Annotated in this window: 21 protein-coding genes and 1 pseudogene; 14 read left to right on the top strand and 8 right to left on the bottom strand. The window is 73.6% G+C overall.

Features of this window, described 5'->3' with window-relative positions; translation table 11 throughout:
* Positions 1 to 108 precede the first annotated feature (108 nt).
* From bioB to ACH427_RS28805, 9 genes and pseudogenes are all read left to right on the top strand, one after another.
* Positions 109 to 1,332, top strand: coding sequence for a biotin synthase BioB (gene bioB / locus ACH427_RS28765; protein WP_398874081.1), 1,224 nt, complete (start codon positions 109 to 111; stop codon positions 1,330 to 1,332).
* The gene (locus tag ACH427_RS28770) at positions 1,325 to 2,629 is read left to right on the top strand and encodes an adenosylmethionine--8-amino-7-oxononanoate transaminase (protein WP_398874083.1); all 1,305 of its coding nucleotides are present in this window, start codon (positions 1,325 to 1,327) and stop codon (positions 2,627 to 2,629) included. The genes bioB and ACH427_RS28770 overlap by 8 nt, the downstream gene beginning before the upstream one ends.
* Positions 2,630 to 2,676: 47 nt before the next feature.
* Positions 2,677 to 3,393 carry a dethiobiotin synthase gene (gene bioD, locus ACH427_RS28775; protein WP_398874085.1) on the top strand — a complete coding sequence of 239 codons (717 nt, stop codon included), beginning with the start codon at positions 2,677 to 2,679 and terminating at the stop codon, positions 3,391 to 3,393.
* 283 nt (positions 3,394 to 3,676) lie between these two features.
* Complete coding sequence (locus ACH427_RS28780) at positions 3,677 to 4,372, top strand: class I SAM-dependent methyltransferase (RefSeq protein WP_398874087.1); 696 nt, start codon at positions 3,677 to 3,679, stop codon at positions 4,370 to 4,372.
* 81 nt (positions 4,373 to 4,453) lie between these two features.
* A complete protein-coding gene (locus tag ACH427_RS28785) occupies positions 4,454 to 5,332 on the top strand; it encodes a TIGR03621 family F420-dependent LLM class oxidoreductase (RefSeq protein WP_398874089.1) in 879 nt (292 codons plus the stop codon).
* A gap of 179 nt (positions 5,333 to 5,511) precedes the next feature.
* Complete coding sequence (locus ACH427_RS28790) at positions 5,512 to 6,855, top strand: hemolysin family protein (RefSeq protein WP_398874091.1); 1,344 nt, start codon at positions 5,512 to 5,514, stop codon at positions 6,853 to 6,855.
* The gene (locus ACH427_RS28795) at positions 6,852 to 7,865 is read left to right on the top strand and encodes a hemolysin family protein (protein ID WP_398874093.1); all 1,014 of its coding nucleotides are present in this window, start codon (positions 6,852 to 6,854) and stop codon (positions 7,863 to 7,865) included. Before ACH427_RS28790 ends, ACH427_RS28795 begins: the two co-directional genes overlap by 4 nt.
* A 70-nt stretch (positions 7,866 to 7,935) precedes the next feature.
* On the top strand, positions 7,936 to 8,745 hold the full coding sequence (locus ACH427_RS28800; protein WP_398874095.1) for an SGNH/GDSL hydrolase family protein: 810 nt from the start codon (positions 7,936 to 7,938) through the stop codon (positions 8,743 to 8,745).
* A pseudogene (locus ACH427_RS28805) lies at positions 8,738 to 8,845 on the top strand (VOC family protein); the annotation flags it as partial. The gene ACH427_RS28800 and the pseudogene ACH427_RS28805, both read left to right, overlap by 8 nt.
* A 16-nt stretch (positions 8,846 to 8,861) precedes the next feature.
* On the opposite strand, the gene ACH427_RS28810 reads toward ACH427_RS28805, so the two are convergent.
* Positions 8,862 to 9,692, bottom strand: coding sequence for an alpha/beta fold hydrolase (locus tag ACH427_RS28810; RefSeq protein WP_398874097.1), 831 nt, complete (start codon positions 9,690 to 9,692; stop codon positions 8,862 to 8,864).
* A 226-nt stretch (positions 9,693 to 9,918) separates the two neighbouring features.
* Between ACH427_RS28810 and sigJ the strand changes: the two genes are divergently transcribed.
* A complete protein-coding gene (sigJ, locus tag ACH427_RS28815) occupies positions 9,919 to 10,794 on the top strand; it encodes an RNA polymerase sigma factor SigJ (RefSeq protein ID WP_398874175.1) in 876 nt (291 codons plus the stop codon).
* Here sigJ and ACH427_RS28820 read toward each other — a convergent pair.
* Positions 10,743 to 11,522: an SDR family NAD(P)-dependent oxidoreductase gene (locus ACH427_RS28820; protein WP_398874099.1), complete on the bottom strand. Its 780-nt coding sequence runs from the start codon at positions 11,520 to 11,522 to the stop codon at positions 10,743 to 10,745. The genes sigJ and ACH427_RS28820 overlap by 52 nt on opposite strands.
* Positions 11,523 to 11,698: 176 nt before the next feature.
* Between ACH427_RS28820 and ACH427_RS28825 the strand changes: the two genes are divergently transcribed.
* Positions 11,699 to 12,439, top strand: coding sequence for a GntR family transcriptional regulator (locus tag ACH427_RS28825; RefSeq protein WP_398874101.1), 741 nt, complete (start codon positions 11,699 to 11,701; stop codon positions 12,437 to 12,439).
* Between the two features lie 18 nt (positions 12,440 to 12,457).
* On the opposite strand, the gene ACH427_RS28830 is transcribed toward ACH427_RS28825, so the two are convergent.
* The 4 genes from ACH427_RS28830 to purB all read right to left on the bottom strand — a co-directional run bounded on the left by ACH427_RS28830 (position 12,458) and on the right by purB (position 16,361).
* Entirely contained in the window at positions 12,458 to 13,624 is a 1,167-nt protein-coding gene (locus ACH427_RS28830; protein ID WP_398874104.1) for an ROK family protein, read from the bottom strand.
* A 163-nt stretch (positions 13,625 to 13,787) separates the two neighbouring features.
* Positions 13,788 to 14,294, bottom strand: coding sequence for a G/U mismatch-specific DNA glycosylase (mug, locus tag ACH427_RS28835; protein ID WP_398874106.1), 507 nt, complete (start codon positions 14,292 to 14,294; stop codon positions 13,788 to 13,790).
* Positions 14,295 to 14,323: 29 nt separating this feature from the next.
* On the bottom strand, positions 14,324 to 14,749 hold the full coding sequence (locus ACH427_RS28840) for an MscL family protein (RefSeq protein ID WP_398874108.1): 426 nt from the start codon (positions 14,747 to 14,749) through the stop codon (positions 14,324 to 14,326).
* A gap of 169 nt (positions 14,750 to 14,918) precedes the next feature.
* Positions 14,919 to 16,361 (bottom strand): adenylosuccinate lyase, encoded by a 1,443-nt coding sequence (gene purB, locus ACH427_RS28845; protein WP_398874110.1) that lies wholly within the window; start codon positions 16,359 to 16,361, stop codon positions 14,919 to 14,921.
* A 162-nt stretch (positions 16,362 to 16,523) separates the two neighbouring features.
* Between purB and ACH427_RS28850 the strand changes: the two genes are divergently transcribed.
* From ACH427_RS28850 to ACH427_RS28860, 3 genes are all read left to right on the top strand, one after another.
* Entirely contained in the window at positions 16,524 to 17,897 is a 1,374-nt protein-coding gene (locus ACH427_RS28850) for a dihydrolipoyl dehydrogenase family protein (RefSeq protein WP_398874112.1), read from the top strand.
* A gap of 90 nt (positions 17,898 to 17,987) precedes the next feature.
* Entirely contained in the window at positions 17,988 to 19,349 is a 1,362-nt protein-coding gene (locus tag ACH427_RS28855; RefSeq protein ID WP_398874114.1) for a GNAT family N-acetyltransferase, read from the top strand.
* Positions 19,350 to 19,424: 75 nt separating this feature from the next.
* The gene (locus ACH427_RS28860) at positions 19,425 to 21,110 is read left to right on the top strand and encodes a DUF885 domain-containing protein (protein ID WP_398874116.1); all 1,686 of its coding nucleotides are present in this window, start codon (positions 19,425 to 19,427) and stop codon (positions 21,108 to 21,110) included.
* A 58-nt stretch (positions 21,111 to 21,168) separates the two neighbouring features.
* Here ACH427_RS28860 and ACH427_RS28865 read toward each other — a convergent pair whose 3' ends face one another.
* Both ACH427_RS28865 and ACH427_RS28870 read right to left on the bottom strand, forming a co-directional pair.
* Positions 21,169 to 21,540 carry a toxin Doc gene (locus ACH427_RS28865; protein WP_116210477.1) on the bottom strand — a complete coding sequence of 124 codons (372 nt, stop codon included), beginning with the start codon at positions 21,538 to 21,540 and terminating at the stop codon, positions 21,169 to 21,171.
* A complete protein-coding gene (locus ACH427_RS28870; protein WP_116210478.1) occupies positions 21,540 to 21,770 on the bottom strand; it encodes a hypothetical protein in 231 nt (76 codons plus the stop codon). Before ACH427_RS28870 ends, ACH427_RS28865 begins: the two co-directional genes overlap by 1 nt.
* Positions 21,771 to 21,894: the final 124 nt, after the last annotated feature.

Raw genomic sequence — 21,894 nt, forward strand, 5'->3', positions numbered from 1 at the left:
GTCCTCGTCGCGCCTGGTCAGGGTGTGGCAATACACACACCTCAAAAGGGGGCTGTTGTGCGATCTCTCCATTGGCCCGAGGCGGTGCGGTGCGTAAGGATCTCGGCCATGGACCTGCTGAACACGCTGGTGGACAAGGGGCTGCGGCGGGAGCTGCCGACCCGTGAAGAGGCGCTCGCCGTACTGGCGACCTCCGACGACGAACTGCTCGATGTGGTGGCCGCGGCGGGCAAGGTGCGCCGCAAGTGGTTCGGGCGCCGGGTGAAGCTCAACTATCTGGTCAACCTCAAGTCCGGGCTCTGCCCCGAGGACTGCTCCTACTGCTCGCAACGGCTCGGTTCCACGGCCGGGATCCTGAAGTACACCTGGCTGAAGCCGGAGGAGGCGTCGCAGGCGGCGGCCGCCGGTGTCGCGGGCGGCGCGAAGCGCGTCTGCCTGGTGGCCAGCGGGCGCGGGCCGACGGACCGGGACGTGGAGCGGGTCACCCGGACCATCGAGGCGATCAAGGAGCAGAACGAGGACGTCGAGGTGTGCGCCTGCCTCGGGCTGCTCTCCGCCGGGCAGGCGGAGCGGCTGCGCGCCGCGGGTGCCGATGCCTACAACCACAACCTCAACACCTCCGAGGCCACGTACGGCGACATCACCACGACGCACACCTACGCCGACCGCGTGGAGACCGTGCAGCAGGCGCAGGCGGCCGGCCTGTCCGCGTGCTCCGGGCTGATCGCGGGCATGGGCGAGACCGACGCCGACCTCGTCGACGTGGTGTTCTCGCTGCGGGAGCTGGACCCGGACTCGGTGCCGGTCAACTTCCTCATCCCCTTCGAGGGGACGCCGCTGGCGAAGGAGTGGAACCTCACCCCGCAGCGCGCGCTGCGGATCCTGGCGATGGTGCGGTTCGTCTGCCCGGATGTGGAGGTCCGGCTGGCGGGCGGCCGCGAGGTGCACCTGCGCTCGATGCAGCCGCTCGCGCTGCACCTGGCCAACTCGATCTTCCTCGGCGACTATCTGACCAGTGAGGGCCAGGAGGGCAAGGCCGACCTGGCGATGATCGAGGACGCGGGCTTCGAGGTGGAGGGCGCGGACACCACGACCCTGCCCGAGCACCGTGCCGACGCCCTGGCCGGCGCCCCGGCCGGCGACTGCGGCGGGCACGGCGGTGGCGGCTGCGGGCCGTGCGGGGACGGCGGCGCCGAGGCCGCCAAGGCTCCCGAGACCGCAACCCCCGAGGCGGAATCGGCAGTTCCGGTCGGCGCCCCGGGCGAGGTGCGCCCGGAGCTGGTCGCCGTACGCCGCCGGGGCGCGGGGACGGATCTGCCGCCCAATGCCTGAGCCCCTCGCCCCCGGGGAGCTGCTCGCCCTCGACCGGCAGCACGTCTGGCACCCGTACGGCCCGATGCCGGGCCGTCAGGAGCCGCTGATCGTCGCTTCCGCGTCGGGGGTGCGGCTGCGGCTCGCCGAACCTGCCCACGGCAGGGACGAGTTGATCGACGGGATGTCGTCGTGGTGGTCCGCCGTCCACGGCTACAACCACCCCGTTCTCAACGCGGCCGCGCGGGAACAGCTGGGCCGGATGAGCCATGTGATGTTCGGCGGGCTCACCCATGAGCCCGCCGTGCGGCTCGCGGCCCGCCTGGTGGAGATCACCCCCGAGGGCCTGGAACACGTCTTCCTCGCCGACTCCGGTTCGGTGTCGGTCGAGGTGGCCGTGAAGATGTGCCTCCAGTACTGGCGCTCGGTGGGACGGCCGGAGAAGCACCGGCTGATGACCTGGCGCGGCGGCTACCACGGGGACACCTGGCAGCCGATGGCCGTGTGCGACCCGGACGGCGGGATGCACGAGCTGTGGTCGGGGGCGCTCCCCCGGCAGGTGTTCGCGGACGCGCCGCCGCACGACTACGACACGGACGCGGTGGACGCCTACTCGGCGCACCTGCGGGAGGTCCTCGCGCGCCACGCGCACGAGCTGGCCGCCGTGATCGTGGAGCCGGTGATGCAGGGCGCGGGCGGGATGCGCTTCCACGACCCGGTGTATCTGCGCGTGCTGCGCGAGGCGTGCGACGCGCACGGCGTGCTGCTGGTGCTGGACGAGATCGCCACCGGCTTCGGCCGTACGGGCAGGCTCTTCGCGGCGGAGCACGCGGGGATCACCCCGGATGTGATGTGCCTGGGCAAGGCGCTGACCGGCGGCTATCTCACGATGGCCGCGACGTTGTGCACGACGCGGGTCGCGGAGGGCATCTCCGGCGGCGAGGTCCCGGTGCTGGCCCACGGCCCGACATTCATGGGCAATCCGCTGGCGGCGGCCGTCGCGTGCGCGTCCGTCGACCTGCTGCTGTCCCAGGACTGGCAGACGGAGGTCAAGCGCATCGAGTCCGCCCTGCGCGACGGCCTCGCCGGCGCGGCCGAGCTGCCCTCGGTACGGGACGTCCGGGTGCTCGGCGCGATCGGCGTGGTCGAGCTGGACCACGAGGTCGACCTGGCGGCGGCGACCCGCGCGGCGGTCCGCGAGGGCGTCTGGCTCCGCCCGTTCCGGAACCTCATCTACACGATGCCGCCGTATGTGACGGGTGACGAGGACGTGGCCCGGATCTGCGCGGCGGTGCGCGCGGCGGCGCGGGTCGCGTAGCCGGTCCGCGCAGACACCCGCGAGCACCCCGAGAAGAAGTGGAAGACATGAGCGTTCTCGTCGTCACAGGCACCAACACCGAGGTCGGCAAGACCGTCGTCACCGCGGCCGTCGCCGCCGCGGCGACGGCCGCGCGCCGGACCGTCGCCGTGCTCAAGCCCGCCCAGACCGGTGTCACCCCGGAAGAGCCCGGTGACATCGCGGAGGTGCGGCGGCTCGCCGGTCCGGTGACGGGCCGCGAACTCGCCCGGTTCCCCGACCCGTTGGCCCCCGCGACCGCCGCCCGCCGCGCGGGCCGCGCGCCCGTGCGGCCGCGCGAGGCCGAGCGGGCCGCGACCGGGCTGGCGGCCGAGCACGACCTGGTCCTGGTCGAGGGCGCGGGCGGGTTGCTCGTCCGGTTCGACGAGGCCGGCTCGACACTGGCGGACGTGGCGGGCCTGCTGGCCGCCCCCGTGCTGCTCGTGGCGCAGGCCGGCCTGGGCACACTCAACGTCACCGCGCTCACCGCGGAGGCGCTGCGCGCCCGCGGTCTGCGCTGTCAGGGCGTCGTGATCGGCAGCTGGCCCGCGGACCCCGGCCTCGCGGAGCGCTGCAACCTCGCGGACCTCCCCGAGGCGGCGGGCGCGCCGCTGCTGGGCGCGGTGCCGGAGGGCGCGGGCGCGCTGCCGCCCGCGGAGTTCCGCGCCGCGGCGCCCGGCTGGCTGGCGCCGGAGCTGAACGGCACGTGGGACGCGGCCCGCTTCGCGGCAGCACAGCGCGGCTGAGCGCTCCGCTCTCCGCTGTCCGGTCGTCGCGTCGTCGTCGCGGCCGGTCGCGCCCACGCGGCGGAGCCGGACATCGGCACCTCCCCGCACCCCGTCAAGGCGCTGCCGGACCACGGTGGACTTCACCCAGGTCACTCAGCGGCCGTCGGGAGGCTCACGAAAAGGAGGCCCGAAAAGGGCGCGCCCGGGAGATCACCGGCGCTGGACACACCGGATGTGGTGCGGGTGCGCCTGGCGGGGGAAGAATCGCGATAACCGCCATATCCCCGGGAAGGGGTGTGCCATGTCGCTCCGGTCCACCACGACGCCGCACGACTCCGTGCACCATCCGGTGTTCGCCCGGTACTACGCGAAGCTGAGCCCGCTCCTCGACGAACGCGCCGGCATGGCCGCGCACCGGCGGGAGTTGCTGGCCGGGCTGTCGGGCCGGGTGATCGAGATCGGCGCGGGCAACGGCCTGAACTTCGCGTACTACCCGGACACGGTGTCCGAGGTGGTGGCGATCGAGCCGGAGCGGCTGCTGCGCAGACGCGCGGTGGACGCCGCGGTCCGCGCGGGTGTTCCGGTCGACGTCGTGCCGGGGGCCGCGGAGGCGCTGCCGGTCAAGAGTGAGGCGTTCGACGCGGCGGTGGCGTCGCTGGTGCTGTGTTCGGTACGGGATGTGCGGCGGGCGCTCACGGAGTTGCGGCGGGTCCTGCGGCCGGGCGGTGAGCTGCGGTTCTTCGAGCACGTCCGGGCGGAGGGGCCGGTACCGGCGACAGTGCAGCGGGTGCTGGACGCCACGCTCTGGCCGGTGCTCTTCGGCGGCTGTCACACGGCCCGGGATCCGCTGGCGGCGATCGGGGCGGCGGGCTTCGAGCTCGGGGCGTACCGGCGGCTGCGCATCCCCGCGGGCCGGATGCCGAATCCGGTCGCGCCCTGTGTGCTGGGAGTGGCCCGGCGCCCGGCCGAGCCGGACGGGGCCGACGGCGCTTCTTGAACCCGCTCACCGGTCGGCCGGAACGCTAAACGGAGAGATCCTCCGGTAAGGTCTGCGCAGAGAACGATCAAGGGGGCCCTCATGACACGTCCGTTCCGTTTCGCCGTCAACATGCTCTCGCCCGGCTCCGCCGCCGAGTGGCGCGAGAAGTGCCGCCGGGCCGAGTCCCTGGGCTACGACGTCATCCTCGTACCCGACCACCTCGGCATGCCCGCGCCCTTCCCCTCGCTGGTCGCGGCCGCGGAGGCGACCGAGCGGCCGCGCCTGGGCACCTTTGTCCTCAACGCCGGGCTGTGGAACCCCGCCCTGCTCGCGCGCGAGGTGGCGACCACCGACCAGCTCACGGGCGGGCGCCTGGAGCTGGGGCTGGGCGCGGGCTATGTGAAGGAGGAGCACGACAGAGCGGGGCTGCCGTTCGGCTCGCCGGGCGAGCGCGTGGACCACCTTGAGCACACGGTCACCGAGGTGGCCCGGCTGCTGGGCGACCCGGAGCACCTGCCGCAGCCCGCGCAGGCACCGCGCCCGCCGCTGCTGCTCGGCGGCAACGGCAAGCGCATGCTGCGGCTGGCCGCGCGGCACGCCGAGATCGCGGCGTTCACCGGGGTGGCCACGACCGCCGCCGGGGAGTCGCGGCTGCTGAGCCCGGCCGTCATCGAGGAGCGGATGGGCGTCTACCACGAGTTCGCCGCCGGCCGTGAGACGCCGGCCGAGCTGAACTACCTGTCGCCCATCGTGGCCGTCGGCGCGGACCGCCGGGCCATGGCACGCAAGGTGGGCGAGAACGCCCCGGAGCTCACCGAGGGCGAACTGCTCGAGCACCCGACGCTGCTGGCGGGCTCGGTCAAGGACATCGCGGACCAGGTGCGCGGCCACCGCGAGCGGTTCGGCTTCACCTACTTCACCGTCCTGGAGCCGGTCATGGAGGCGTTCGCCGCCGTCATGGAGGAACTGCGCACCTGACGGCCGCACCGGGTGGGGGCACGGGCCCGAGCCGCTTTGCTCGTCCTTTACCATGGATGGTCACCCGTACCTTCACTTCCCGAAAGGTGTGAGCGTCCGCCCATGGGCGAGCCTCCCAGTAGCCGACATCGCGCGATCCTCCCTGCCCTGCCCGATCATGGGACGGAGGTGTGGAACCGATGATGGAAGTGCTGCTCCTGGCAGTGGCCCTGCTGCTGACGCTGGCGTGCGCCGTCTTCGTCGCGGCGGAGTTCTCGCTCACCACCGTCGAGCGCGGGGAGCTGGAGCGGGCAGCCGAGCAGGGTGACCGCGGCGCGCAGAGCGCGCTCAAGGCCGTGCGCACCCTGACCTTCCAGCTCTCCGGCGCCCAGCTCGGGATCACCGTCACCGGGCTGATCATCGGCATGATCTCCAAGCCCTCGATCGCGGCGCTGCTCACCGGCCCCGTCGAGGCGCTCGGCCTGTCCCGGGCCGCGGCCTCCTCGACCGCGCTGGTGCTCGGCACCGTGCTCTCCACGGTCGTGCTCATGGTGATCGGCGAACTGGTCCCCAAGAACTGGGCGATCTCGCGCCCGCTCCCGATGGCCAGGAGGGTCGCCGGGCCGCAGCGCGCGTTCAGCTCCGCCTTCCGCCCGCTGATCCGGCACCTCAACAACACCGCGAACCGCACCCTGCACCGGATGGGCCTGGAGCCCGCCGAGGAGCTGGCCTCCGCGCGCGGCCCGCAGGAGCTCGCCGCGCTCGCCCGCCACTCCGCCAAGGAGGGCGCCCTGGAGGCCGACACCGCCGAGCTGTTCATCCGCACGCTGAACCTCGCCGAGCTGACCGCGGAGAACGTGATGACGCCCCGCGTGCAGGTCACCGCGCTGGACTCGCACGCCACCGTCGAGGACGTCGTGAACGCCACCCGCACCACCGGCCTCTCGCGCTTCCCCGTCTACCGCGGCAGCCTCGACGCCGTCATCGGCACCGCCCACGTCAAGGACGTCCTGGCGATACCGGCGGAGCAGCGCCGCCACCACCCCGTCACCGCGACGCTGCGCGAGCCGCTGCTCGTCCCCACGTCGCTGACCGTGGACCGGCTGCTGGACCGGCTGTCGGGCCGGCGCACCATGGCCGTCGTCATCGACGAGTACGGCGGCACGGCCGGCGTGGTCACCCTGGAGGACATCGTGGAGGAGGTCGTCGGCGAGGTCCGTGACGAGCACGACCCCGACGAGCTGCCCGACCTGGCCCCGGCCGGCACGGACGGCGAGGGACGGCGGCTGTACGACGCGGACGGCGCCGTGCGCACCGACCAGCTGGAGATCATCGGGCTGCGGACGCCGGACGGCCCGTACGAGACGCTCGCCGGACTCGTCGCCACCGAGCTCGGCCGGATCCCGGCCGTGGGCGACACCGTCGAGATCGCGGGCTGGCGGATCGACGTGGCGGACGCCGCGGGCCGCCGCGCGGCCCGGGTCAGGCTGACGGCCCCCGCCGCCGGTCACGGCCGCCCCACCGGTGAGGAGGCGGGCCGATGACCGTCGTCCAGCTGCTCATCGGCCTGGCGACCCTCGTCGTCAACGCCTTCTTCGTGGGCGCGGAGTTCGCGCTCATCTCCGTGCGCCGCAGCCAGATCGAGCCGTACGCCGACCAGGGCGACCGGCGGGCCCGCAGCGTGCTGTGGGGGCTGCGGCACATCTCGGCCCTGATGGCCGCCGCCCAGCTCGGGATCACGCTGTGCACCCTGGTGCTCGGTGTGGTCGCCGAACCGGCCATCGCCCACCTGATGGAGCCGGTCTTCCACGCCGTCGGCCTGCCCGGCGGGCTGATCCACGTGGTGTCGTTCGTCATCGCGCTGGCCGTGGCGACCTATCTCCACATGCTCTTCGGCGAGATGGTCCCGAAGAACGTCGCGCTCGCCGAGCCGGTGCGCACCGCCCTGCTCCTCGGCCCGCCGCTGGTGACCCTGGCGCGGGCGCTGCGCCCGGTGGTCTTCACCATCAACTCGCTCGCGAACACGCTGCTCAAGCTGATGCGGGTCGAGCCGAAGGACGAGGTCGCGGCGACCTACTCCGACGACCAGCTGGCCCGGATCGTCGCCGACTCCAGCGCGGCGGGGCTGCTCGACGAGCGGGCGACCGAACGCCTGCGGGACGCCCTGGAGCTGGGCAAGCGCCCGGTCAAGGATGTGGTGACCCCCGTCGAGCAGGTGGTCTCCGCCCCGCTGGGGGTCACACCCGAGGAGCTGGAGCGGCTCTCCGCCGAGTCCGGCTTCTCCCGCTTCCCGGTGCTCGACGACTCCGGCCGGCTCATCGGCTATCTGCATGTGAAGGACGCGCTGGACGTCACCCCGCGCGACCAGCCGTTCCCCGTGCGGCGGATGCGCCGGATCGCGACGGTCCGGGCGGCGACCCCGCTCGACGACGTGATCACGACGATGAGCGGCACCGGCACCCACCTCGCCGCGGTCACCGGCGACGACGGCCGGCCGGTGGGGCTGGTGACCCTGGAGGACGTGCTGCGCGAGCTGGTCGGGCAGCGCCCGTAGCGCTCGCGCCCCGGGGCGGCGGGACACCGCCCCGGGGCCGCCCGGCCGGCAGGAGTAGGATCACCGCGCCATGCAGATGAATGCCACGTACACCAGCTTTGTCGCGGTCGGCGACTCCTTCACCGAGGGGATGTCCGACCGGCTCCCCGACGGCTCGTACCGCGGCTGGGCCGATCTCCTCGCGGCACGGCTGGCCGCCCGTACGCCCGGCGGCCTGCGCTACGCCAATCTGGCCGTGCGCGGGAAGCTCATCGGCCAGATAGCCGACGAGCAGGCGCCCGCCGCCGCGGCCATGGGTGCCGATCTGGCGACCCTGGTCGGCGGGCTCAACGACGTGCTGCGCCCGAAGTGCGATGTCGATCTCGTGTGTGCCCGGCTGGCCGAGGCCGTGGAGCGGATCGCGCCGAGCTGCGGGCAGCTGGTCCTGATGCGCAGCCCCGGGCGGCACGGTCCGGTGCTGGAGCGGTTCCGGCCGCGCATGGAGCACCTCTTCGGCTTCGTCGACGAGCTCGCGGAGAAGCACGGCGCGCTGGTGGTCGACCTCTTCGGGGCCGAGGTGCTGGGCGATCCGCGGATGTGGGCGGAGGACCGGCTGCACCTCAACGCCGAGGGGCACCGCCGGGTGGCCGAGGCCGTCTGGCAGGCGCTCGGCCACGAACCGGAGCTCGACTGGCGCGCCCCGCTCCCGCCGTTCGTCCGGCCGCCCTGGACCGCCCGCCGCACCTCCGACGCACGCTTCGCCCGCGAGCACCTGCTCCCCTGGATCGGCCGCCGCCTGACGGGCCGTTCCTCGGGCGACGGACGGGTGGGAGCACACTTCGACGCCGCCACGGGGCGGGCCCGGCCGGTCGTCGTCAACTCCCCGTCCGCACAGGGCTGACAGCCCCGCACCCCCCACTGGGAGAGGTTGGGGCGTCTCCGTGGAGGATCCCGACGGCTACCGGCTCGTTCTGTGCGCCCGGGACCGGTCCAACTCCTGACGCGAACGCCCCCCGCTCAGCGGGACGCGTCGAGGATGACGCGGGCGACCAGTGCCGGGTCGTCGTTCATGGGCACATGGCCGCAGCCGGACAGCCGCAGCAGTCGGGCGCCCGGTATGACCTTCTTGGCGCGGATGCCCTGCCGGGGCACCAGCAGCCGGTCCTTGCTGCCCCAGGCGATGGTGACCGGGATGTCGGGCACGTCGTGGTCGAACCGCCCCGTGCGGCCCGCCGCCAGGGTCGCGGCGAAGCCGGTGGCCTCGCGCAGGGCGCGCGTCTCGGCGATCACCGCGTCGGGTGAACGGCGCAGGGGCCGGGCGTAGATGGCGCCGACCATCGCCGCCCTGCCGACGGCCGTACGGGCCAGCCGGGCCACCAGCGGCGGGGGCATGGTGACGGCGCCGCGGCGCAGCTGGCGCAGCACCCCGAAGGCGTACCGCCGCTCGGTCTCGTTCCAGAACCCGGCGGGAGAGATCGCCGTGACGGAGCGCACGAGCTTCTCGTGGCCGAGCTGGAGGGCGAGCAGCCCGCCGAGGGAGTTGCCCACGACGTGCGGCCGGTCCAGGCCGAGCGCCTCGAAGAGCGCGGCCAGGACGGGGGTCACGCCCTGGAGGTCGTAGCGGATTCCCTCGGGCAGGCCGGGCGAGCGGCCGAAGCCCGGCAGGTCGACGGCGATGACGTCGCGCTCGGCGGCGAGGATGCCCGCGACCGGGTCCCACACCTGGAGGTGGTGGCCGATGCCGTGCAGCAGGACGAGGGGTTCCCCGCCGCCGAGCCGTTCGTAGGACACCTCGACGGTCCGCTCTCCGGCGGGGGTGTCGATGGGGAAGGCGACCGTGTCGGCCATGGTGCGACTCCTCGTCATCCACGGGGCGGTGCAGGGGTATTGAGACAGGATGTCAGCAAGGATTACCGATGGGTAGACCCCGGCGGGCACCGGGCCGCGGCGCGCGTGGGGCTCATCTGGACAACCCCGCCCACATCACGGTGGGATGGACGCCGTGACCGCACCCGACCCCGCGCTCGACGCCTTCGAGGAACACCGCGGTGTCCTGACCGGTGTGGCCTACCGCATGCTGGGCCGCGTCGCGGACGCCGAGGACGTCGTGCAGGAGGCGTGGCTGCGCTGGTCCCGCGCCGGCCGCGAGGAGGTGCGCGACGCCCGCGGCTTCCTGGTCCGCGTCACCACGCGGCTGGCAGTCGACCGGCTGCGCCAGGCGCACTCCCGCCGCGAGAGCTATGTGGGCCCGTGGCTGCCGGAGCCGGTCGTGACGGACTTCGGGACGACCGTCCCGGACACCGCCGAGCGGGCCGTGCTCGCCGATTCCGTCTCGCTGGGCATGCTGGTCGTCCTGGAGTCCCTCTCGCCGCTGGAGCGCGCGGTCTTCGTGCTCCGCGAGGCGTTCGCCTTCCCCTATCAGGAGATCGCCGCCGTGCTCGACCGTTCGGAGGCGGCCGTGCGGCAGCTCGCCGGGCGGGCGCGCCGCCATGTCGACGAGGGCAGACCGCGGTTCCCGGTGGACCCCGTCCAACAGCGCGACCTCACCGAGAAGTTCCTCGCGGCCGCCACCGGCGGGAGCATCGAGGACCTGCTGGCCCTGCTCGCCCCCGGCGTGCGGCTGGTCGGCGACAGCGGCGGGAAGACCAAGGCCCCGCGGCGCGTGCTGGAGAGCGCCGCCAAGGTGGGCCGCTTCCTCTTCGCGGTGGCCCACAAGGACGTGCCCGAGCCGGAGGTCCGCTTCCTGGAGCTCAACGGCGGGCCGGCGCTGCTCGTCCTCTCCGCGGGCCGGCCGGACACCGCCCTCAGCGTCGAGCTCTCCGGCGACGGCCGGATCTCGGCCGTCTATATCCAGCGGAACCCCGACAAGCTCGCGGGTCTCGCACCGCGGCGTGCGGCTCAGTGCACGGAGAAGCCGCCGTCGACGAAGAGGGACTGGCCGGTGACATAGGCGGAGGAGCGGCTCGCCAGGAAGACCGCCGCGCCCGCGAAGTCCTCGGCCAGGCCGTTGCGTCCGGTCATCGTGCGCGCCGCGAGCGCCGCCACCTTCTCGGGGTCGGCGGACAGCCGTTCGTTGAGCGGGGTCATCACGAAGCCCGGCACGAGGGTGTTGCAGGTGACGCCGTACGGGGACCACGCCTCGGCCTGTGAACGGGCCAGCGATTCCAGCGCGCCCTTGGACACCCCATAGGCACCGCTCTGCACGAACGCCCGGTGCGCCTGCTGGGAGGTGATGTGGATGATCCGGCCGAAGCCCCGCTCGGCCATGCCGGGCCCGAACCGCTCCCCCAGCAGATACGGCGCCTCCAGGTTCACCGCCATCGTGGTGTCCCACACGTCCTCGCCCAGCTCGCCCATCGGCGGGCGCAGGTTGACCCCGGCGCTGTTGACGAGGATGTCGGGTTCGCCGAACACGGCGGCCGCCTCCTCCGCCGCCCGGCGCACGCCGTCGCGGGTGCCGAGGTCGGCGCTCACCCAGGCCGCCCGGCAGCCGTCGGCCGCCAACTCGTCGACGGTGGCGGCCAGCTCGGCCTCCCGGCGGGCCACGACCACGACGCTCGCCCCGGCGCGCGCGAGCGCCCCGGTGACGGCCCGGCCGATGCCGGAACTGCCGCCGGTCACCACCGCGACCCGGCCGTCCAGCGAGAAGAGTTCGGAGAGATACGTCTGCGGGATCATGCCCGCACCCTAGACGGCGGTCCCGCGCGGACAGCGGCCGGGACCGGGGCCTTCCGGCCCGGTCGGACAATCACGCCATTGGTCTTGACCAAGTCCGCACGCCGCCTTATGGTCGCAGGCATACTGCAACAACCTTTAATAAAGAAGCGCGCGAAAAGCCTTTGCGGAGGATCAGGGTGGGGACCACGCAGCTGGACACGGTGCCGGAGCCGAAGTACTGGCACCTGAAGACCGTGCTCACCGACGCACTCGACTCCGAGTTCGCGGTGGGCGAGATCCTGCCGAACGAGCGCGAGCTCGCGGCCCGCTTCGGCGTCGCGCGGGCCACGCTGCGCCAGGCCCTCGAACAGCTCGAGCTGGAAGGGCGCCTCCAGCGCCGCCGGGGCGTCGGCACCACCGTCGCCCCGCCCCGCATGGGCGTCTCCGTCGGCGACGCCGACCACTCCTGGCCGGGCGCGGGACCGGACGCCTGGCTCGCCGTCGACTGCGCGGAGGCGGTCCCGCCCGCGGCCGTCGCCCGCCTCCTGGACACCCGCGGCGGGGAGCCGGTGCACACCGTCCGCCGCACCCGCCGCACCCATGGCCAGCCCGTGGCGGCCGAGTTGCTGTACGTCCCGCTGAGCAGCGTGCCGGGGCTCACCGGCATCGACGCGCCGGCGGGCGCGGCCCGGGCCCGCGCGGTGCTCCGGGAGTTGCAGCGCCTGGAGCTCGACGGCCAGGACCAGGCCGTGGAGCTCGGCTCCGCCCGCGCCGACGACGCCAAGCAGCTCGACCGGCTGCCGGGCGCGCCCGTCCTCGTCGTCACCACCCGCTATTTCACGGCGGGCCGCACAGGTGCGGTGGCGGTGGCCACCTACCGCGCGGACACCTGCCGGCTCACCTTCGGCGACTCGGGGATGCAGCTGCTGGCCGGCTGACGCCGGCCGCGGCCCGCCTCAGCGCCGCGCCGTCACCGTGCTCTCGACCGCGAACAGTTGCTCCTCCACATGGTCGAGAGCCAGCCGCAGCGCGCCCGTCGCCACCGCGGCCTCGCCCAGCAGCGACTGCACGACCCGCGGCGGGCGCAGGCAGTAGCGGGCGAGCTCCGCGCGCAGGGGTTCCAGGACGCCGTTCAGCCCGGCGGCCCACCCGCCCACCACGACGAGCTCCGGATCGAGGGCGAGCACCAGGGCGGCCACGTCGTGCACGAGCCTCCGCATGAACCGGTCGACAGCGGCCCCGGCCCGCTCGTCACCCTCCCGTGCCAGCGTGAAGACGCGTGCCACCTGCGCCTCGTCCAGCGGGTGCAGGGGTTCGCCCGTCGTGGACAGCACGACCTCGGGGGTGGCCTCCCGGCCCAGCAGGTGCAGCGCCCCGATCTCCCCGGCCGCGCCGCCGTAGCCCCGGTGGAGCCGGCCGCCGATCAGCGACCCGGCGCCCGGGCTCAATCCGGCGAGCACGAACACCACATCGTCCGAGCCGGTGGCCGCGCCCTTCCAGTGCTCGGCCACGGCGGCGGCGTTGGCATCGTTCTCGACCAGCACCGGGCACCGGAACGAGCGCCGCAGCCGCTCCCCGAGGGGCAGTCCGGTCCACCCCGGCAGGGCGGTCCCCAGCCGTACGGTCCCGTCGGCCTCCACGATGCCGGGGCTGGCCACGCCGACCGCCCGGAGCCTGCTGCGGGGCACGCCCGAGCGCTCCAGCAGGTCGGCGACCGCGACCCGCACGCACCCCAGGCGCTCGTCCGCCGAGGCGGTCTCCGCGACGTCGAGGGACGCCGAGCCCATGACCCGCCCGCCGAGATCGGCCATCAGGGCGGCGATCCGGTGCGGGCCGATCTCGATGCCCATCAGGTGGCCGGCCTCCACGCGGAAGCGGAAGCGGCGCGCGGGGCGGCCCTGGCGCCGGGCCTCGCCCTCCTCGGCGGGCACCTCCACCACCAGGCCGGATTCCATCAGTCCCTCGACCACGCCCTCGACGGTCGGCCGGGACAGGCCCGTCACCTTGGTCAGGTCGGTGAGCGTGGGGGAGCCGGGAGGCACCGCCGCGCGCAGCGCGTGCAGCACGACGGCCGAATTGATCCGCCGCAACAGAGACGGATCCCCGCCGGTGAGCCGCCCCAACGTGCCGCCTCCTCGCTTTGCGTGTCCTTTGCTGTCGGGTCGGATGGTATCCGGTGCGGAGGAGACCGGCGAGCCTCGGGACCTCACCCGGGGCCGGCATCCGGTGGCGGCTGTTCCGCGGCAGCGCGGGCGGCGGGCGGTGCGGCGCCCGGATCCCGTCGCGTCAGACGGGGAGCTCCGTCGCCGCGCGCAGCCGCTCGAATTCCTCGGCCATTTTCGGCAGCGGCCAATGAGCGTTGAGGCCACTGGGGTTGGGGAGGGCCCAGATGCGGGTGGCGCCGATCGTCCGGTCCTGCGGGCCGATGCGGGCGTGCTTGTCGTCGAAGGCGACGCGGTACGCGGTGATGCCGACGACGGCCAGCCAGCGCGGCCGCAGCCGGGTGACCTTGTCGAGGAGGAGGCGCCCGCCCTCGCGGAACTCCTCGTCGCCGATCTCGTCGGCCCGCGCGGAGGGGCGCGCCACCACATTGGTGATGCCAAGGCCGTACGTCAGGAGTTCCTCCTGCTCGGCGGGGGCGAGGAGGCGGGGGGTGAAGCCGGAGAGGTGGAGGACGGGCCAGAACCGGTTGCCGGGGCGGGCGAAGTGATGGCCGGTGGCCTCGGACATCAGGCCGGGATTTATGCCGCAGAACAGGACGCGGAGATCCTCCGCGACGACATCGGGTACCACCAGGCGTCCCCTCCCTTTTCGGGACAACCCTATACCGGGGGCTGGTCCGTCCCGCAGTGCAGGCACTTGCGGGCCCGCTCGGGAAGGTCCTCCGAGAGGCAGGCCGGGCAGGTCTTGAGCGGTCCGGGCGCGGCGAAGACGACGAGCCCGCGCCGGGCCTGGACGTGCTTGTAGGGGACGACGATGAGGAAGTAGACGACGGCCATGAAGATCAGGAAGTACACGAGGGCGGAGAGGAAGGAGCCGAGGTCGAGATAGGTGGCGCGGTTGCCGGTCCGGCCGAGCTGCCAGCCCAGGCCCATGGAGTGGCCGCCCTGGGCACGCGTGATGACCGGGTTGATCACGAAGTCGGTGAACGCCTTGATGAGCGTGCTCATCGCGAGGGCGATGATCAGTCCCACGGCGACGGTGACGATGTCACCGCGCATGACGAAGTTCTTGAATCCCTTGAGCACGGCCGTCTCTCCTCGCGTCGGGCATCCGATGAGACCACGCAGAACGGTACATTCCGGACTCCCGCCACCGGTGGTACGGCGCGGCCGGCCCCAAAACGCCGACCGCCCGTGGCGGCGTCCCCATGAGGGGGACGCCGCCACGGGCGGCGAGGGGAGGGAAGCGCGGCCGCTAGAGGATCGACCCCGGCGCGTACGCGGCGGCCTCCGGGTGCTGCTTGGCGATCTCCTCGACGCGGGCGACGACCAGGGCGACCTGGTCGGCGGCGGCACCGCTGAAGGACAGCTTGTCGGCCATCAGGGCGTCCAGGCCCGCCCGGTCCAGCGGGATGCGGTCGTCGGCGGCGAGCTTGTCGAGCAGCTCGTTGCGCTCGGCGCCCTGCTCGCGCATGGCCAGCGCGGAGGCCACGGCGTGCTCCTTGATCGCCTCGTGCGCGACCTCGCGGCCGACCCCGGCCCGCACCGCGGCCATCAGGACCTTGGTGGTGGCGAGGAAGGGGAGGTAGCGGTCCAGCTCGCGGGCGACGACGGCGGGGAAGGCGCCGAACTCGTCGAGGACCGTCAGGAAGGTCTCCAGCAGGCCGTCGAGCGCGAAGAACGCGTCCGGCAGCGCGACGCGGCGCACCACCGAGCAGGAGACGTCGCCCTCGTTCCACTGGTCGCCCGCCAGCTCGCCGGTCATCGAGGCGTAGCCGCGCAGGATGACCATGAGGCCGTTGACGCGCTCGCAGGAGCGGGTGTTCATCTTGTGCGGCATCGCGGACGAGCCGACCTGGCCGGGCTTGAAGCCCTCGGTCACCAGCTCGTGGCCGGCCATCAGCCGGATCGTCTTGGCCAGCGAGGAGGGGGCCGCCGCCAGCTGCACCAGCGCGGTGACGACGTCGTAGTCGAGGGAGCGCGGGTAGACCTGGCCGACGGAGGTGAAGGCGTGCGCGAAGCCGAGGTGGCCCGCGATCCGGCGCTCCAGCTCGTCCAGCTTCGCGGCGTCGCCGCCGAGCAGGTCGAGCATGTCCTGGGCGGTTCCGACCGGGCCCTTGATGCCGCGCAGCGGATAGCGGCCGAGCAGCTCCTCCAGCCGGCCGTAGGCGACGAGCAGCTCGTCGGCCGTGGTCGCGAAGCGCTTGCCGAGGGTGGTGGCCTGGGCGGCGACGTTGTGCGAGCGGCCCGCCATGACCAGCTCGGCGTGCTCGCCGGCCAGCTTGCCCAGCCGGGCCAGCACGGCGACGGCACGGTCGCGGACGAGCTCCAGCGAGAGCCGGATCTGGAGCTGCTCGACGTTCTCCGTGAGGTCGCGGGACGTCATGCCCTTGTGGACGTGCTCATGACCGGCGAGGGCGTTGAACTCCTCGATCCGGGCCTTGACGTCGTGGCGGGTGACCTTCTCACGCTCGGCGATCGAGGCCAGGTCCACCTGGTCCAGGACCCGCTCGTAGTCGGCGAGTGCGGCGTCCGGCACCTCGATACCCAGGTCCTTCTGGGCGCGGAGCACGGCCAGCCAGAGCTTCCGCTCCAGGGTGACCTTGTACTCGGGGGACCACAGGACGGCGAGCTCGGCGGAGGCGTAGCGGCCGGCGAGGACGTTGGGAATGCGGGGCTTCAAAGACGCAGCTGTCACACGACCAGAGTCTACTGGCGGTTCGCGCAGGCCAGCGCCCCGGCTCGGTTCGTGCGTTGCTACGAGAGAGCCACGGGGGAGGCACTGGGCGTGCCCCGCCTCCGGGCCGGTGGGATGGTGGGTGCGCACACCCGGGCACGCCGCGAGCGGAAGGTGGCACACATGGCCGAGCAGGTGGACGTCGTCGTCATCGGCATGGGGCCGGGCGGCGAGCACGTGGCGGGGCGGTTGGCCGAGGCCGGGCTGAGCGTGGTCGGCGTCGAGGCGGAGCTGGTGGGCGGCGAGTGCCCGTACTGGGGGTGCGTCCCGAGCAAGATGATGATCCGGGCCGGGAACCTGCTCGCGGAGGGCCGCCGGATCCCCGGCATGGCCGGGGCGTCCGAGGTGACGCCGGACTGGGCGCCGCTCGCCCGCAGGATCCGCGACGAGGCCACCGACGACTGGAACGACCGGGTGGCGGCCGACCGCTTCACCGGCAAGGGCGGCCGGCTGGTCCGGGGCCGCGGCAGGCTGGCCGGGCCCGGCAGGGTCGAGGTGGCCGGCCAGGTCTTCGAGGCCCTGCGCGGGGTGGTGATCGCGACGGGCACCGAGCCGTCCGTCCCGCCGGTGCCGGGCCTGCGGGACGTGCCGTACTGGACCAACCGCGACGCGGTGTCCGCGAAGGAGCCGCCCGGCTCGCTGCTCGTGCTCGGCGGCGGCGCCATCGGGCTCGAACTGGCTCAGGTCTACGCCCGCTTCGGCACCCGGGTCGAGATCGTGGAGGCGATGGAGGGCCTGCTCCCGGCCGAGGAGCCGGAGGCCGGTGAGCTGCTGGCGGAGGTGCTGCGCCGGGAGGGCGTACGCATCCGGACCGGCGCCCGGGCGGCCGGGGCGCGGCACGCCGGGGACGCCTTCACGCTCACGCTCGCGGACGGCACGGAGCTGACGGCCGACCGGCTGCTGGTGGCCACGGGCCGCCGGGCGGACCTCGCAGACCTCGGCCTGGAGACCGTGGGGCTCGATCCGGGAGCGCGGTCGCTGAAGGTCGACGGCCAGCTGCTGGCGGCGCACGCGCTGTGGGGCGTCGGAGATGTGACGGGGCACGGGGCGTTCACGCACGTCGCGATGTACGAGGCCGAGATCGTGATCCGCGCCGTGCTCGGCGAGCCGGGGCCCGACGCCGACTACCGCGCGCTGCCCCGGGTGACCTTCACCGATCCGGAGGCCGGGGCCGTTGGCCTGACGGAGCGTCAGGCGCGGGAGAAGGGGCTGCGGGTGCGCACCGGCCTGGCGCGGGTGCCGTCCTCGACGCGCGGCTGGATCCACAAGGCGGGCAACGACGGCCTGGTCAAGCTGGTCGAGGACGCGGACCGGGGCGTGCTGGTCGGGGCGACCACGGTGGGGCCGACGGGCGGCGAGGTGATGTACGGCCTGGCCGTGGCGATCCAGGCACAGGTGCCGGTGGAGGCCCTGCGTCATATGATCTACGCCTACCCGACCTTCCACCGGGGCATCGAGGACGCGCTCGCCGACCTCCGCGCGGCGTCGGAGGGCTGACAACCGGGACAGTTGGCGACAAGGCCGCCCTTAACCCATCGGTCACAAGCCGTTCGTGATCACGCAACACCGCTCCGTCAGGGTGGGGCCATGACTGACGAGACCCGTGCGAAGAGCGTCCGCGCGCGCCATCACTGGCGGCGGGAACTGGTGGAGCTGGCCGCCCTGTTCACCGCGGTCGCCGCCACCGACTCCGTGGCCGACACGGTGGTGCACGGCGCGGACGGTCCCGTCCTGTTGCTCTCCTCGGCCGCCGCGCTGCTGGCCACGGCCGGCTTCCACACCTGGTGGGCCCGGCGCCACCCCGCTCCCGCCCGCCTCGCCGGGCCGGGCCACCCCGCCGGGCCCGGCCATGAGGAGCCGGAGGGCGACGGCGGCACCACCCTGTGGCGGATGCGGACCACCGTACGGGACGAGCCCGGCAGTCTCGCCACGCTGTGCGCGGCACTGGCCCGCCACCGCGTCGACATCCTCGCGCTCCAGACGCACCCGCTGGCCGACGGCGCCGTGGACGAGCTGCTGCTGCGTGCCCCGGACACCCTGGCGCCCGCCGGCCTGTCGGACGCCGCCACCGCGGGCGGCGGCAGCGGGACATGGCTGGAGCGCGCCGACGCCCACGACCTCGTGGACGCCCCGACCCGGGCGCTCACCCTCGCCACCCGCACGGCCCTGGACGCCGCGGAACTCCCGCTCGCCCTGCGGCAGTTGCTCGGCCGCTGCACCATCCGTTCCCTGCCCGGCACGGAGGCCGAGGTGCCGCCGGAGGGGATGTGGGACGAGAGCGTGATCCGTCTGCCGGACCCCTCGGGCGGGACGATCACCATCGAGCGCCCCCACCCGCCCTTCACCCCCACGGAGTTCGCACGGGCCCGCGCGCTGGTCGAGCTGGACGCCCGCCTCGGCCCGCGCGTGCCGCCGCGCAGCGATGTGCTGACGCTGCCGGAGGGCAACGAGATCACCGTGCGCCGCGCCGGCCTCGGTGATCTGGCGGCGGCGCGCGAGATGCACGAGCGCTGCTCCCCCGCGACACTGTCCCGCCGCTACCACGGGCCGTTCGGTGACGCCGACCGCTATCTCCGCCACCTGCTGAGCCCGCGCTTCGGCCGCACCCTGGCCGCGTACACGGCCTCCGGCCGGCTGGTGGCGCTCGGCCACCTGCTGTGGGACGGCGAGGAGACCGAGGTCTCGCTGCTCGTCGAGGACGCGTGGCAGCGGCGCGGGGTCGGCGGTGAACTTCTGGGCAGGCTGGTCGCGATGGCCGCCGAAGCCGGGTGCGAGAGCGTCTACGCCGTCACCCAGTCGTCCAACACGGCGATGGTGGGGGCGATGCGCGCCCTGGGCCTGCCGCTGGACTATCTGATCGAGGAGGGCACGCTGGTCGTCACGGCCCGGCTGGCCCGGGAGCAGGGCGCGCCAGCGGTCCGTACGGGATCTTCCGCCCGCGAGCGGTGAACTGCCGCACCGCTTTCGATATCCGGATCCGAAATGCCGGTGACGCGGCGGCCTCACGCGTACGAGGATGACCGCATGCCGAACAACACCAGCAACCTCCTCCCCCGTCAGGTCGCCGACGCCTACGTCGACGCGTTCATCGAACTCGACCCGCTCACCGGCACCTATCTGGGGGTGGCGGAGTCCGCGCGGCGGCTGCCGGACTTCTCGCCCGCGGGCGGGCGGGCCCTGGCCGACCTGGCCCGCGAGACCCTCGACCGGCTCGCCGAGGCGGAGCGGCGGCCGGGCGCGGACAGCGACATCGAGCGGCGCTGCGCCCGCCTGCTGCGCGAGCGGCTCACCGCCGAACTCGCCGTCCAGGAAGCGGGCGAGCCGCTGCGCGCGGTGAGCAACATCCACTCGCCGCTGCACAGCGTGCGGGAGACGTTCACCATCATGCCCGTGGAGAGCGCCGAGGACTGGTCGGCGGTCGCCGAGCGGCTGCGGGCCGTTCCCGCGTCGCTGGAGTCCTACCGGGCGGCGCTCGCCGAGGGCCTCGACCGGAAGCTGCCCGCCGGTCCGCGCCAGGTGACCACCGTCATCGGGCAGTTGGACGAGTGGATCGGCACGGACGGCGGCTGGTTCGCCGACTTCGTCGCCCCGGGCCCCGACGCGCTGCGCGCGGAGCTGGAGGAGGGCGCCGCCGCCGCGACGGGCGCGCTCGTCGCGCTGCGCGACTGGCTGCGCGATGTCTACGCCCCGGGCGTCGAGGGCGCCCCCGAGGTGGTGGGCCGCGAGCGGTACGTCCGTTGGGCACGCTACTGGAACGGCACGGATCTCGACCTGGAGGAGGCGTACGCCTACGGCTGGTCGGAGTTCCACCGCATCCTCGGCGAGATGCGCGTGGAGGCCGAGAAGGTGCTGCCCGGCGCGAGGACGCCCTGGGAGGCACTGGCCCATCTCGACGCCCACGGCCCGCACATCGAGGGCGTCGAGGAGGTGCGGGTGTGGCTCCAGAAGCTGATGGACGAGGCCATCGAGGCGCTGGACGGCACCCACTTCGAACTGGCCGAGCGGGTCAAGCGGGTGGAGTCCCGCATCGCTCCTCCCGGCAGCGCCGCGGCCCCGTACTACAGCTCGCCGTCCGAGGACTTCTCGCGGCCGGGCCGCACCTGGCTGCCGACGATGGGCGAGACGCGGTTCCCGGAGTACGACCTGGTGTCCACCTGGTACCACGAGGGCGTGCCCGGCCACCATCTCCAGCTCGCGCAGTGGGCGCACGTGGCGGACCGGCTCTCCCGCTACCAGACCACCGTCGGCCACGTCAGCGCCAACTGCGAGGGCTGGGCGCTCTACGCGGAGCGGCTCATGGACGAGCTGGGCTTCCTCACCGACCCCGGGCGCCGGCTGGGCTATCTGGACGCCCAGATGATGCGCTCCACCCGCGTGATCGTCGACATCGGGATGCACCTGGAGCTGCGGATCCCGGAGCACTCGCCGTTCCACCCCGGCGAGCGGTGGACGCCCGAGCTGGCACGGGAGTTCTTCGGGCTGCACAGCGGCCGCCCGGCAAGCTTCGTCGACAGCGAGCTGGTGCGCTACCTCGGCATGCCGGGCCAGGCGATCGGCTACAAGCTCGGCGAGCGGGCCTGGCTGGCCGGGCGCGACGCGGCCCGCAAGGCGCACGGTGACGCGTTCGACGCGAAGGCGTGGCACATGGCGGCGCTTTCGCAGGGGTCGCTGGGCCTGGACGACCTGCTGGCGGAGCTGTCGGTGCTCTGACGCGCGGCAGCGGGGGCGGGCCCGGTGCGGCATCCGGGCCCGCTCCCGCGCGCTGCCGTCAGATGCGCCAGGTCCGGATGCGGTCGGCGCACTCGTAGACGTCGACCCGGTACTCCTTGATGTCCCGGGCGAGATCCACTATGGAGCCGTAGGGCGGGTCGATGCCCTCGCCCGCGGCGGCCATATAGGCGACGACGACCATGCAGGCGTAGAGGCTGCTGCGCACCGGCAACGGCTGGAGTCTGACCAGGGTGTGCATCAGGGCGGCGGCCCGCCAGGCGGCGTCGGGCTCGTGGTCGAACTTCGCGACGTCGAAGGCGTGCCGGGAGACCGCGGCGGCGAGGGCGGTGTAGTCGTGGACGGCGGGCTCCTCGTACAGCTTCTGCTCCTGCACGCCCAGGAGCCAGGGCAGGTCGATGAGCAACGTCATCAGGCGGCCGCACCGCCCTCGGACGGAGGTGCCTCCTCGGGGAAGGCGGCGTCGAATTCCTCTATGTGTTCGTTCCAGAACTTCGCGGCACGCTCCACGAAGCGGCGCCGCTGCTGCTCGCGCACGGACAGGTCGTGCACATACGCCTTGATGCTCTTCCCGTCGGCGGCAGCGGCCTCACGGATGGCCGCGAGCTCCTCTTCCGTGAATTCAATGTTGAGTGCCGGCATGCCCCCACGGTACCGGCCGAGTACCAGCGGGGGCAGGGGACACCGCGAGGCTCACCAGCCGCAGCCGGCCGAGGCCGCGGCCGTACGGGGCGCGGTGCCCGCCATGGCGGGAAATCCACGGGCT

Origin of the sequence: Streptomyces sp. NPDC020379, from assembly GCF_044387105.1 — a bacterium.
Taxonomy (GTDB): domain Bacteria; phylum Actinomycetota; class Actinomycetes; order Streptomycetales; family Streptomycetaceae; genus Streptomyces.

What these genes read in the sequence shown, in the direction of transcription:
- ACH427_RS28770 (WP_398874083.1), top strand. Translation starts at nt 1,325, where the DNA reads ATGCCTGAGCCCCTCGCCCCCGGGGAGCTGCTCGCCCTCGACCGGCAG.
- ACH427_RS28810 (WP_398874097.1), bottom strand. Translation starts at nt 9,692, where the DNA reads ATGGCCGACACGGTCGCCTTCCCCATCGACACCCCCGCCGGAGAGCGG.
- ACH427_RS28865 (WP_116210477.1), bottom strand. Translation starts at nt 21,540, where the DNA reads ATGACGTTGCTCATCGACCTGCCCTGGCTCCTGGGCGTGCAGGAGCAG.
- ACH427_RS28790 (WP_398874091.1), top strand. Translation starts at nt 5,512, where the DNA reads ATGATGGAAGTGCTGCTCCTGGCAGTGGCCCTGCTGCTGACGCTGGCG.
- sigJ (WP_398874175.1), top strand. Translation starts at nt 9,919, where the DNA reads ATGCTGGGCCGCGTCGCGGACGCCGAGGACGTCGTGCAGGAGGCGTGG.
- ACH427_RS28780 (WP_398874087.1), top strand. Translation starts at nt 3,677, where the DNA reads ATGTCGCTCCGGTCCACCACGACGCCGCACGACTCCGTGCACCATCCG.
- ACH427_RS28795 (WP_398874093.1), top strand. Translation starts at nt 6,852, where the DNA reads ATGACCGTCGTCCAGCTGCTCATCGGCCTGGCGACCCTCGTCGTCAAC.
- ACH427_RS28860 (WP_398874116.1), top strand. Translation starts at nt 19,425, where the DNA reads ATGCCGAACAACACCAGCAACCTCCTCCCCCGTCAGGTCGCCGACGCC.
- ACH427_RS28855 (WP_398874114.1), top strand. Translation starts at nt 17,988, where the DNA reads ATGACTGACGAGACCCGTGCGAAGAGCGTCCGCGCGCGCCATCACTGG.
- ACH427_RS28870 (WP_116210478.1), bottom strand. Translation starts at nt 21,770, where the DNA reads ATGCCGGCACTCAACATTGAATTCACGGAAGAGGAGCTCGCGGCCATC.
- ACH427_RS28785 (WP_398874089.1), top strand. Translation starts at nt 4,454, where the DNA reads ATGACACGTCCGTTCCGTTTCGCCGTCAACATGCTCTCGCCCGGCTCC.
- bioD (WP_398874085.1), top strand. Translation starts at nt 2,677, where the DNA reads ATGAGCGTTCTCGTCGTCACAGGCACCAACACCGAGGTCGGCAAGACC.
- ACH427_RS28820 (WP_398874099.1), bottom strand. Translation starts at nt 11,522, where the DNA reads ATGATCCCGCAGACGTATCTCTCCGAACTCTTCTCGCTGGACGGCCGG.
- ACH427_RS28850 (WP_398874112.1), top strand. Translation starts at nt 16,524, where the DNA reads ATGGCCGAGCAGGTGGACGTCGTCGTCATCGGCATGGGGCCGGGCGGC.
- ACH427_RS28800 (WP_398874095.1), top strand. Translation starts at nt 7,936, where the DNA reads ATGCAGATGAATGCCACGTACACCAGCTTTGTCGCGGTCGGCGACTCC.
- bioB (WP_398874081.1), top strand. Translation starts at nt 109, where the DNA reads ATGGACCTGCTGAACACGCTGGTGGACAAGGGGCTGCGGCGGGAGCTG.